This window comes from Flagellimonas hadalis (assembly GCF_007785775.2).
In the GTDB taxonomy this organism is placed as follows: domain Bacteria; phylum Bacteroidota; class Bacteroidia; order Flavobacteriales; family Flavobacteriaceae; genus Flagellimonas; species Flagellimonas hadalis.
Window position 1 is genome coordinate 1 of sequence record NZ_VNIK02000021.1, and the last position, 12,263, is coordinate 12,263.

Genomic DNA, 12,263 nt, shown 5'->3' on the forward strand with positions numbered 1-12,263 from the left:
CTCTGGATATGGGTCCCCGGGCCTAGCGTTATGTGCTCTATCGCCTCCAAGGTGGCACTCCCCGTCACTATGTAGGTGCTCTGGCCCGGTTCCGGTTTGGTGATGCTGTTGGTCTGCGAAAAAACACTCTGGACCATCAGAATGGCCGATAAAATTGACAAAACTCTTCCCATGGCACTTAGTTTTTATAGTTGTATTTGTATTCCTGAACCAAATGTCCATCGTCATCCTTGACGGACTCCAACCGCTTGTACGCATCGTACCCATAATACGTGACATTCCCCTTGGGGTCCGTGACACTGGTCACACCGACCAAGGGGTCATAGGTGTAGGTGGTCACCATCGAATCGGGAAGACCGGTCCTCAAAGTGTTCCCTTGGGACAGACTTAGACCTCCACTGCCCGTATGGTAGCCCGGGGAAACCCCAAGGGCCGTCTCCACCTGCGCCCTCGTCGCGTTCTCTATCCTGGCCACGGGATATTGCCGATCATAACCCCAGATGTAGCTTGTCCGAGGCCCGCCAGACATGGATACTTCCAAAGGGTTGCCGTTACTGTCATGGGCATGGAAAACCAGACGGCTTTCCATCACGCCAGAACCCTTTTTGGTCTTTATTGTATCGGACAACATGATGCCATTCCTTTCCACAAAATTTGTCCTTTGGACCGTTTTACTTCCATTATTGATTGTTTCAACCTGGACCGGTCGGGCAATTTGATGAAGGACATCTTGTTTAAGCTTGTCCACTTGCAGTTTTTGGGCATTGGTCAAATTTGGACTTCCCAAGGAACTAACGGATATTACATCATCCGGATAATAAGTTAATTCCTGCAATATATTACCAGTACTGGTCTGCATCTCTGTTCCAGTCAATTGCGCATGAACAGGGTTGTCATAGAAGAAAATTGTCGTTTTGACCACTGGATTCGCTCCATTGTTATCAAAGATTTGTTCCGTTGTTTCTTCCAAATGGTACCAAGATGAAATCAACTTATAACTGGTAATATCGAACTCAGCATTGTAACGTGCATTTAATGATAACCTAGCCTCCGGATATCTCAATTTAATAATATGGGCAACAACATGGGTTTCATTCGGTTCTGTCGGTGGGGTCAAATGGGCTCCTGATTCCGAGTGATTCTGAATGTAATCTGGTGGGGTATAATAAAATTTATAGGTATTGTTTACCTTCCGTACCGGTTTGAACAATGAAGTACCCTCATCATATTTATAGACGCTCTCTTCCATCAAGAGACCTCTTTTCCAATCATAACTCGTTGGCATCGTCGCAGGATAAGTGATGTAGGAAACCAAGTCATTTACAAAGGAATATTTAAAATCCGTGTATCCTTTGGTGGCCGACTCCTCATTGGCAACCCTTACATTGGTGTATTGAACATGATAGCCCTGCAGACCGGACAAGGGTTGGATGCTTGTGGAATTCTGGGCCCAAAATACTCCTGCCCTATCCATAAAAGTTGAATTGGTCGAAACATACTCACGTATGTATTTAGTGTATAAATAGGAATACTCAGGTTTGTTTGCAATTCTACCACTGGAAACCAAAGAATTTTCAGGATTGGTATAGCTAAATACCCGTTCTTTAGCCGGCGTGATGTCCATTGCCTTAGCAAAATCTTGGATTTTTCGGATCCGTAACCCACCTACTTCCACATTTGTTATCTCTGTGGTCGGAGGAGTCACATTATCCTCAATATAAGTCATGGAAAAGAAACCTTCCTCAAAAGCCCCAACCTGTTCCACACGCAAAGTATACTGGCCCTGATCCAAATAAATCTGGTCTATCACCACTACTTCTTCCGACTGAAAGACCCTGTAGTATGAATTCGGTCCATACAAAGTGACATTAAACTGTAAGTTGGCTTGGACCGGGGTTCCTGTAGTCATGTAGGAAACCTGGATACTATTTGGTTGGACCTGTGGGGTTATTGTAAAGTCGATTTCCTGTATAGGTTGTAACTCGTCATAGTATATATCAACATATCGGGTCTGTGAAGAACCAGGAATGGACAAAGTATCCCTTGCCATGTTCAATTCATAATCGAACAGGGAATGTCCTCCAGTGGGATAGGTCATCTTTGTCAAGACTCCTTGCTTTGTATTGTTCAAATTGGGGGACCTGTTCCCTCCTGTATAAAATCCATTCTGGGGTTCCAAAGGATACCTGCCTCCCCCTGACTTATAGTACCCCCAATGATCCTTTGATTCAGCCATTCTGTTAGGCAATGCATTGTTACCAAAATATTCGAACTCATAAGGGGGTTCTCCATCTTTTTGTATGGAAAGCAATTTCAAACGATGATTGTCTGGATCCGATACTGTTGTAACACAAGGCTGATACGAACTAAGATTAAAATACCCATGTTCAAGGGTAAAACTATTATGGGTAGTGCCATAATGGACCTGAATCTGATTAAGGGCATAGCTACCGGTCAGTGCACCTGGACTAGGCCTGCCGGGCAAATCGAGCCTGGCACAGTTCTCATAGACAAAATCGACCCTGTGCGATCTGCTTGAAGTTATGGAATTCAGCCTTTTTCCATACACTGTGGTGGCAGTTTCGATACGGACCTCTGCATCTTGTGACATTCCTGCAGTACCATTTCCGGTGGCCCGGTATCTTGTATAGGAATGTGGTAAATCATATACATAACTTATATCACTGTACGAGAAATCCACATATTCTCCTTTAGGAGTTTCAATTCTCGTAAGATAATACCCGTAGTTCTCGGTATTTGAGATACCACCGGCAAAGTCTGACTGAGCAGTATAAGTAACGGTCGAGGTTGACGTTCTTTCCGCTGCTTCATAGATATATAGAATCCCGTTCTCATCTTTGATGGAGAACCCGGTAAAACCATCTCTTTCTATGAGGATGGGCCTAAAGGGGATTGTATTTGCTTTTCCGTCACGGGAAAAAAAGAATTTTCCGCTATTTCCTGCAAAATTATAATAATAGATATCGGGCTGCGTATCATATATTGCATCCACAGTTGGACTACCTGAGCCAAAAACCAAGCTACTTCCAGTCACTTCAAAACAATGTTCATAATCATCATTTCGAATCCATTGCGAACCTGAATAGTATTGGATAGGGTCAAGTTCCCGATCCTGTACTCCAAATGGAGTTCCCGGTATCATATAGCCATTTGTATCAAAATCTGGGCTTCCAAATACCGAACTCGAAATCATTCCCCCTGCCTGAAGTGCCCAACCCAACCCAACACTACTTGCCATTTCATCAACCCTTATTCCGGAAGCATTATAGTTCAAAGAAATGGGAAGGGTAAAATCGCTCAACCTTATTTCATAGATAGGTATAGTAATATTCGGTACACCAGTGGAGAGATTCACCGGTATCTCTGTTGATTTAAAAAGAGCAGAAGCCTCTGGGGGCGGTGGGATTACATGAGGGCTTTCTATATTCAATGTTTGGCCCCTGCCCACAAATAAAGACACGTAAAAAATAGTTATGATCAGAATGGTATTTTTCATTATTTCAAAAATTAATGTTGTTATTGACAGAAACAAACTTTCACTAACATGTTCATTGATAAATATTTAAATTCAAAAATTTTCTAGTTTTTTGGTTTTTAGCAATTGACAAACAATCCATTACATCTAAAACCTTTATTTCTTTTCCAGCTTTTTGATTCTTTTTTCCTGCTCCAGGATGTACAGCGTCAACTCCTCAATCTTTTCCAACAATCTCATGTTCATTTCTCCCAATTCAATCCCATTCGCCTCCATTTCCTTGGCGGATGGGATATTGGGCAAGTGCCCATGATTAATGATATAGCTTTGAACTTCTTCCAAGGATTTTAAATCGTAACCTTCTTTAAAAACATAATCGGGGCCTGGTACCGACAGGTCCACCTTGACCTCTTCGGCGTGGATGTTGCCTTTTACGGCAAGCTTTGCGTCAGGGTAAGTGGTTCCGATACCAATTCTTCCATTCCCTTGACCATATATTATGGATTGCCCCGATTGGTTCTCAAAATGAAATGCATATCTAGAACCATTTCCACCTTTGGAATAAATTCCATAACCATTTACAGAATTATTGACAAAAACTGCACTGTTATCATTGGGAATGTTCCCCTCCTGGTTTAGCCTGCCATTTTGATTGATTTTTATTCCTTGGTTGTTATTATATATTTTCAAATCGTATGCGCTGTTCACAAAAAATCCCAGTTGCTTATTGTTGGCGCTTCCTTCGCCTAACCACCAAACCTCTTGTCCATTTTTATCGTACCCACCAATCCATCCGTAAAAGGAATTCTCTGTATTTTCATATTCTGTATTCTGTAATTTTATCACTGCACCGTTTCCTGCAACGTGTAGCTTTGCATTGGGCAAAGTCGTACCTATGCCTACATTCCCATTTGAACTCTCATAAATTTGTCCTTGTAATGTAACTGTAAATATTATCGCTAGTAGTCCTGACAATCTCTTCATTTTTTTAGTTTTTTAATCTTTGTTCCAGTTCTTTGATTCTTTTATCTTGCTTTTCCATTAAAGCGTTAGTTTTCTTAGAATTACTTTTTAATTCAAGGACATACAGTGTCAACTCCTCGATTTTCTCCAACAGCAGTTTGTTCATCTCCCCCAATTCAACACCATTCTCCTCAACCTCTTGGGCAGAGGGGATGTTAATGAGATGTCCCTTTTCCTTGATATGTCTTTCCACTTCTTCCAAGGTTGGGAGGTTATATCCATCCTTGAAGACATAATCACTCCAAGTTCCAACTTCTACCTTAATTTCCCTTGCACCGATTGTGCCTTCGACAGCCAATCTATGATTACCTGTATCCAAGGTACCTATCCCCACTTTTCCTTCTTTTGAGATGGATAGTCTTGTTATTGGAGCATCAACCAATGTGGATGAAGTTCCAAATCTCAAATAGCCATTCACTGGGTCAAATCGAATTTCACTGGCATAGCTGTTCGCGTCCAAATCGGTCCCTGGCCCAGATGGTTTGTACAAAAAGGACAAGATTTTATGGCCACCATTATGGAACAAAAAAGCATTGCTGATTTGAAACCTCTCCAGTGGGTTCGTTACACCTAATCCGACATAACCATTGCTCAAGAGGGTCATAATTCCATTATAATTGGATCCATCATGCCAAAAAATGGAAAAATTATTACTGGATTCCCATGATCGTGGGCCACTCAAATGCCAAAAACCCTCAGTGTTTTTCAGATTAATAGCTGCCGAAGTGGCATCAATTTTTTCCACAGTCAGAATTGTCGGGTTTTGCGCCTTCACATTCATAACTAGAAGATTGAAAACAACCAAAAACAATCTTGTAATTTTACTCATCGCCTTCTAACTTTTGTTTTATTGCTTTTATCTCCACCAACAATTGGCTGTACTTCTGGTCTTGATCTTCAAAGTATTGAACCCTATGCTCCAGTTCTATAACATATAGTGTCAACTCCTCAATCTTTTCCAAGAGGAGCTTGTTCATTTTGCCAAGTTCAATACCGTTTTCCGCGACTTCCTTAGCGGAGGGGATGTTGATGAGATGCCCTTTTTCCTTGATGTGTTTTTCCACTTCTTCCAAGGTGGGTAGGCTATAGCCCTCCTCAAAGACATAATCGGCCCAACCCGTTTCCACTTTGATTTCCTCGGCCCTGATCTTTCCCTTTACGGCAAGCTTATAGGTTCCTGGGTCGGTTGTCCCTATCCCAAGACTGGACAATAAATACGAATCCGTCTTCCCAAATTCCCAGATCTGTTCAAAATCCAAAAAATCCACCTGGGCGGAAACCCCGTTCCATTGATGATTATATCCTTTGAGGGCACCATGGACAAAATCCAGTTCCATGATCAAGGCCGTTCCTGGTGTCCAACGAGGCACAAAAAGGTTTTTGTTCCCCAAGGACCCGATATTGCCATAGCTGCTGTAGTCCAATATGGCATTACTGCCGATCCAGCTACTATTGGTAAGTCCAAAATTGCCCAAGGTCAGGTATTCCCCAACTCTTATTTGGGATACCTGTTTAAAATCATCCGAGACCCATGTTTTTTTGAAATCGTAGTATTTGCTGTTCGTTCCAAGGGTAAAGGAGGGGGTTTGCGAATACATCAGTATAGGTATAAGAAACCCTATAAGACTAAAATTTTTCATTTTTTTCAATTAAATGGTTTTTGATTTCCTGGTTTTCTTTCTTCAGTTCGATGACATAAAGTGTCAACTCCTCAATCTTCTCCAAAAGCTTCATGTTCATTTCTCCCAGTTGAATCCCTTCGGCTTCGATTTCCTTGGCAGATGGGATATTGGGCAAGTGGCCATGTTCTTGGATATATTTTTGAACCTCCTCCAAGGATTTGAGGTCGTACCCATCCTTGAAGACATAATCCGCCCCGGCATCCACAGTCACCTTAACTTCTCTGGATTCAACTTTGCCGGCCACCACAATATTTCCGGAGCCCGTCACGCCCCAAAGCCATTGGGAATTCCCATTGGTTGCTTTTACCGGGGAAGTGGCAGCACTCACAACTGGGCCTTTGATCTGTTGGTATATGTATCCTGATTTGATCGGCGAATCTGACGGAAGGTTGCTTATGGTCCCATGGTTACCCGAAATCACCTCCATAAACATTCTAGGATAATGACCTTGGCTATAAAACCCGTAGCCTTCATCATTGTAATTCAAATAACCTCCGTAAATAGACCTGTAGGAGAAATATCTACTAATACTTCCCGGGTTTCCATCTGCAAAGGTTGAACCTGAAAAGGACCTATAGGCATTTAAAGTGACCAAATTGTCCGTGGAAAGATTTCCAAAAGTGGTAATGTGACCGGAGTGGGTTTCCGATGGTCCCAACACATGGAGCTTGGTCCTCGGTGACAGTGTCCCTATCCCAACATTTCCATCATCAGGAAAGCTATTGGTCTGGGCCATCATGGCCACAGGAAGGCCGTAAAGCCAACACGCCATCAACAATCCTCTCATTTTTGTAAATTTTTAATTTCCTTCCTTAATTCTTCAATCATGTGTGCCTGAATACCCATCGTCAACTGTAATTCTTCCATTTGTCCCAATTTTTCTTTTTGTTGCTTCAATTGATCCTGTTGCTTGAGTATATATAGTGTGAGCTCCTCAATCTTCTCCAAAAGCTTCATGTTCATTTCCCCCAAATGGATTCCATCGACTTCCATTTCCTTGGCAGATGGGATGTTTGGCAAGTGACCATGCTCCTTTATGTAGTTTTGGACTTCTTCAAGGGACTTGAGGTTGTAATCTTCTTTAAAGACATAATCTGGTCCCGGAACCGAAAGGTCCACCTTGACTTCTTCCGCGTGGATGTTGCCTTTAACGGTAAGTTCCGAATCAGGATTTGCGGTCCCAACACCTAATTTGCCACTGATATATTGATCACCAACACTATGCACAACCTTTGCCCATGTGCCGACACCGTCCCTATTTGTACTTCTAAAATACATTGTTGGGATAGTTGAATTCTTTATGGCTATCTGCCCATTATATCTATAGCTGGAATTGTTCGCGCTATGATTAAGGTTGATTCCCCAAAACCAAAGATTCAGGCCAGTTTCAGGAGAGTTCAAAGCATTGTAACTTTGAAAAAAACCGCTTTGCCATAGCGTATTCCAATCACTTGTATCATTCGGATCATTGAGTACTAACTTATTGCTCAAGATATTGCCTACCACATGGAGTTTTTCTATTGGAGAAGAGGTTCCTATTCCCACATTTCCTGAATTATAATATAAAGCGGAACCATTTGGACTCCATTGTGAAAATGCTTTGGCAGCATTCAATAAAGACAAAGCAAGAACAAATAATGTCAAGCAGCTTTTTCCAGTCATTCTTATGTTCATTTCATTATATTTTAAGAGTTAAGAAATACATTCAAGTGAATAAAAAGAGAAGCTTCCCAATCTTTATTGTTTATTAGGGAATCCGAAAGAGAAGTCTTAATTGTTTGAAAAAAGATGGGGACAGGAATGGGTCCGAAAGCCCAAAATTGGGTAGAGGTTTTCAATAATTGGTATTTAATGGTTAGTGGTAAGAAAAATACCAATAAAAGCTTAAAAAACTATTACAGGAAAACCTTAAAAAAAGTAGGCTTTTTCCATTGTTTAATTAGAAATTTCTTTTATTTAATTGATTATTAAAATATTACAAATAATTTTATTCTGTTATAAATTTCTGATTTTACATTTTCTTAATTCATAAAGTTCATGTCGGTTTATGGGTTTCGAAAACAAAGAATGAGAATTCCCCAAATCTTACCCCCAACTTTTGCGCATGGATCCTGTCGGGTTTTTGTAGTGTTCCGGTAGATAAGCGTGAAGCAAAAACACGATAGGGCGCAACCTGCTTTTTGGATTTCAATACCCCATGTCCTCACCTGTGCCCCTTGCCTTATCAATGCCCCTTCCAAGAGCCTTGATGATTTTGGCCGCCATCTGCACTTTATTGGTCGGGATACTGGGAGTTTTGACACCCACCGTCTTAAGGAGTTTAAAGGCCATGTCCTTTTCCTTGGTGGGCAGCCCCATCACCTTGGCAAAGAACTTTCCCGGTTCCTTGGCATGGGCCTTTCTACCAACATAGGATTCCACATAGTTCCGTTTGAACCCTGTTGTCCTGTCAAATGTCTTTTCAGCTGCCTGATAAAAACTGTCCCTATCAAATCCCCTTTTGACGGTCTTTCCGTTCAGTTCCACCTCGGATGCCTTGTGCTTGGCCATTGGTGAAAGGGTGTAGGTGTTCGTTACGTCCCTTCTGCTGACAATGATATGGATATGGGTCTGTGGCCCCTCCTTTTGCATCCCTGCGGCCACCAATTGTCCATTCTTTTTGTGTGGGGCCAATCTTTCTTGCTCTTTGATCCTTTTTCCAAGCTCATTGACATTCCCGATGGATTCGCCCCGTTCCACTTTCCGTATCTCGTTCCTGAGCCTTGCTATTTCTCCCCGGTACGGTGCATTCTCCTGGACCTGTTTGTCAAATCCTCGATAGGTGCGTTCATGCTCTATCTTTGCATAATATTTCAGGTTTTCGGCCTTGACCTCTTGGTTGCGATGGAAACTCTTGGCATAGTCCTCCATGAGCTTTCTTGTGTATTCCCTTAGCATATTTGGGTCATTTCCAATGGCCTGCAATTCCCTTTGGTTGGGACTGACCACTATGGAATAGAATTTCGGGTCTTTCTGCCGTAACTTGGCCGTATTGGCATCTATTTCATCAATGACCGTTTGAGGGCTTACGCTGTCGTTCTCTTGGTCAAAGAATTCTTCCCTTTGTTCGGGCAATCTGTCCTCGTTTTCCTTTTCCAGATAGTCCACATAATTCCCCACACTGGAGTTATAGGTACTGCCCATTTTCTGTGCTGAGATGGTAAAGTACATAAGGGTTATTTTAATTGATGTTTCAAGCTTTCAAAATTCCCGATGTCCATATTGATTTTCAGATAGGGTTTTCCCATCATCGGCTCAACCTTCTCCACATTGTTGAGGATTTCATTGCAATGCTTTTTATAGCTTTCAAATTCTTGCAATATTCTATCATGCTCCACTTTTGGAACGGTATTCCTAGGCTCCAAAAAATCCATTCGCTCTTCCTGTATCTGGACAGGTTCCCGTCTCGGTTTCCTCCCATCCCTTACATAGGCCTCGTAAAGAATCAACATCATTTCATAGGTAGGTCGGATACTGGTCTTTTCCATGTTCTTGATTATGGCAATGAGCCGATCGAATTTTTTCTTCATCTGACGCTCCAACTTTTTGATACTGTCAAGGATGATCTTTGTTCCCTCCCCAAAAGGGTCAAGGTTGTTCTCCTTGAAGTATTGCATCATTCCATCCAATACCTCACTATGCGATTTGCTGAACCTTTTGGAATAACTGCGAAAGCGTGTGGCCGTTTCCTTCTTTATGGTGATGTTGGAATAACCACCTGTCCCCTTCTTTGTTCTGCCGTTTGTAGATTGCTTTTCCATAGGTGCGATTTTGTTTTTTAGTGAAATTGCGTCAATTTTTTCGTCAAAAATTTCCAGTGTTTACAAGGCTTCCCAAAGGGTTTACTGTAGATTTCGGAAAAGTCTACTGTAGCCCTTGATTTTGTACAGTATTGCAAAACCATCTCAATTAACTGGTTTTCAACTTGTTGAAGACCCGAAAACAACCGTGATGGCGCAATCTGCGCATCACCCTCTTGCTATTCCTTCGTCCCGCAAGCGGGACCGAATAAATACATCCTTTTCATCCTTCGGCTGCTTTTTTGATCTGCATATGTTCTATAAGGTTTTGCATGTCCTCCCCTATCTTGTGTTCCAATACCCTGGCATAGATTTGGGTAGTGGACAGTTTGGTATGGCCTAGCATTTTGGAAACTGTTTCTATCGGGACTCCATTGGAAAGGGTTACCGTTGTTGCAAAAGTGTGTCTGGCCGAATGAAAGGATATGGTTTTATAAATACCACAAGCCTTAGCAATTTCCTTTAGATATTTGTTTGTCTTTTGATTCGAGAGTACAGGTAGTATTTTAGTATCGGTCTCTGGACTGTCCCAATACTTTTCAACGATTTCTTTTGCTTTGGGCAATAAGGGCAGTTTTACACTTTCCGATGTTTTTTCCCTCTTGGTATAAATCCATTGGTTTCCATCAATACCAAGTACCAGTTGGTTCTTTTCAAGTTCCCGGACATCGATATAGGATAGGCCAGTATAACAGGCGAACAGGAAAGCATCCTTGACCTTTTCATAGCCTGCTCCAGTGAAGTCCGTTTCCTCAATTCGCTTAAGTTCTCTTTCCGTTAGGTAACTTCGTTCAGTTTTATGAAACCTGAGCCTATAGTTAATGAAAGGGTCTTTGTCCAACCATTCCAACTTAACGCCCAGCTTGACCATTTTCATCAAACGTTCCAAATGTTTCATGGCCCCATTATTGGTACATTTCTTTCCCTTTTGGAGTTGTGGGCCGTTCAACAGATAGTGTTCAAAATCGGTAATGAACTTATAGTTCAATTGTTTCAATCGGATGTCGGGGAGTTTGTATTTAAATTCCAAAAAACGAAGGAGATACTTTTTGGTCCCATAATAGTTCTTCATCGTTCCGGGGCGGAGTACACTCTTTTGCGTTTTGTTATGATACTCGATAAGTTCAAGTAGGGTATTATGTTGCTCGTCCTGCCCTAGATAACGGGCTTTAATGGCTTGGGCCGTGATTACCTTTTCTTCCCGCAATAATATCTTGTGGGTATCCATGATTGCACCATAGACCTCATCAAGATAGCTGTTCAATAAACGGGCCTTATGTGTCAGACCATGGAGCCTTCCCTTATTTTCATCCCATTCATTCACCGAGGTATAACGTTTCAAACTGATTTCCGCCCTCTTCCCATTGACGGTGATGCGGGCATAAATGGTCAGTTTTTGGGGATTATTTGAAATGTCCCGCGTGAAGAGAAGTACTTTTAAAGTGTTGGAATTGCGCATAATACATAACTTTTGGGTTTGACAAAACAGGTTTGCAAAACACCCATGAACAGCGTCAAACGCTATCTAAATTATGCACAATGAACGTACCGAACCATTCACCGAACCCTACACCTTTTATATGGTTTTAAATGAATTCAATTGAATGCAATAAAAACAAAAAGCACTGTCAATCAGTCAGTTGACAGTGCTTTGATACCACCTATTTAGTGGTTCGTCGGGATGACTGACCTCTTGAAGAGGCGCTAACCCATTAATATCCAGAATATTATGTCGATTTTCCCAAAATAGGACATCCCATAGGACATCTTCGTGTGAAATAATGATTTTCACAACGTAAATATCGATATTTAAAATCAAACCACACCATCTTGTTTTATTTAATTTTAAATCAAAATAGACAAAGGAATTTTTGTGAGTTCAAAATCTCATCACAAACAAGATGAGTATCTATTCGCCCTATCGACAAGCAGATATAATAAGAACTTTGATTGTCATTTTTAAACTAGCTGTATAAATTACAAGATTTAGATTTTTGCCACCGGTGTTCCAGCCAAGCCATTACTGGCCCACCTTACATGATGGACACAATCAAGTTTAGAGGTTTTGATTGCAGTGATACCTGAATCTTGCGATGTTTTCAATACTACCAATGACCATGCCTATACCGAAGTTGTGTAGAAAATCCAATAAACTTATACAACCCGAATAGGATTAAGGTAACCCCCAACCCTATTCGAACCATTTAATATATTCTTCTGGAC

The 12,263-nt window shown here is 41.5% G+C and carries 9 protein-coding genes; all 9 read right to left on the reverse strand.

What is annotated here, in order from left to right; all coding sequences use genetic code 11:
- Positions 1–178 precede the first annotated feature (178 nt).
- On the reverse strand, positions 179–3,517 hold the full coding sequence (locus tag FOT42_RS17620) for an RHS repeat domain-containing protein (protein ID WP_151891753.1): 3,339 nt from the start codon (positions 3,515–3,517) through the stop codon (positions 179–181).
- A 135-nt stretch (positions 3,518–3,652) separates the two neighbouring features.
- Positions 3,653–4,480 (reverse strand): tail fiber protein, encoded by an 828-nt coding sequence (locus FOT42_RS17625; RefSeq protein ID WP_151891754.1) that lies wholly within the window; start codon positions 4,478–4,480, stop codon positions 3,653–3,655.
- Between the two features lie 4 nt (positions 4,481–4,484).
- Positions 4,485–5,348 carry a hypothetical protein gene (locus tag FOT42_RS17630; RefSeq protein WP_151891755.1) on the reverse strand — a complete coding sequence of 288 codons (864 nt, stop codon included), beginning with the start codon at positions 5,346–5,348 and terminating at the stop codon, positions 4,485–4,487.
- Positions 5,341–6,117 (reverse strand): hypothetical protein, encoded by a 777-nt coding sequence (locus tag FOT42_RS17635; RefSeq protein ID WP_151891756.1) that lies wholly within the window; start codon positions 6,115–6,117, stop codon positions 5,341–5,343. The genes FOT42_RS17630 and FOT42_RS17635 overlap by 8 nt, the downstream gene beginning before the upstream one ends.
- A 28-nt stretch (positions 6,118–6,145) precedes the next feature.
- Positions 6,146–6,988: a hypothetical protein gene (locus FOT42_RS17640; RefSeq protein ID WP_151891757.1), complete on the reverse strand. Its 843-nt coding sequence runs from the start codon at positions 6,986–6,988 to the stop codon at positions 6,146–6,148.
- On the reverse strand, positions 6,985–7,875 hold the full coding sequence (locus FOT42_RS17645; protein ID WP_151891758.1) for a pyocin knob domain-containing protein: 891 nt from the start codon (positions 7,873–7,875) through the stop codon (positions 6,985–6,987). Before FOT42_RS17645 ends, FOT42_RS17640 begins: the two co-directional genes overlap by 4 nt.
- A 513-nt stretch (positions 7,876–8,388) precedes the next feature.
- Positions 8,389–9,411 carry a MobB family relaxase gene (mobB, locus tag FOT42_RS17650; RefSeq protein WP_151891759.1) on the reverse strand — a complete coding sequence of 341 codons (1,023 nt, stop codon included), beginning with the start codon at positions 9,409–9,411 and terminating at the stop codon, positions 8,389–8,391.
- 5 nt (positions 9,412–9,416) lie between these two features.
- The gene (locus FOT42_RS17655) at positions 9,417–10,001 is read right to left on the reverse strand and encodes a BfmA/BtgA family mobilization protein (protein WP_151891760.1); all 585 of its coding nucleotides are present in this window, start codon (positions 9,999–10,001) and stop codon (positions 9,417–9,419) included.
- A 262-nt stretch (positions 10,002–10,263) separates the two neighbouring features.
- Entirely contained in the window at positions 10,264–11,499 is a 1,236-nt protein-coding gene (locus FOT42_RS17660) for a site-specific integrase (RefSeq protein WP_151891761.1), read from the reverse strand.
- Between the last annotated feature and the right edge of the window lie 764 nt (positions 11,500–12,263).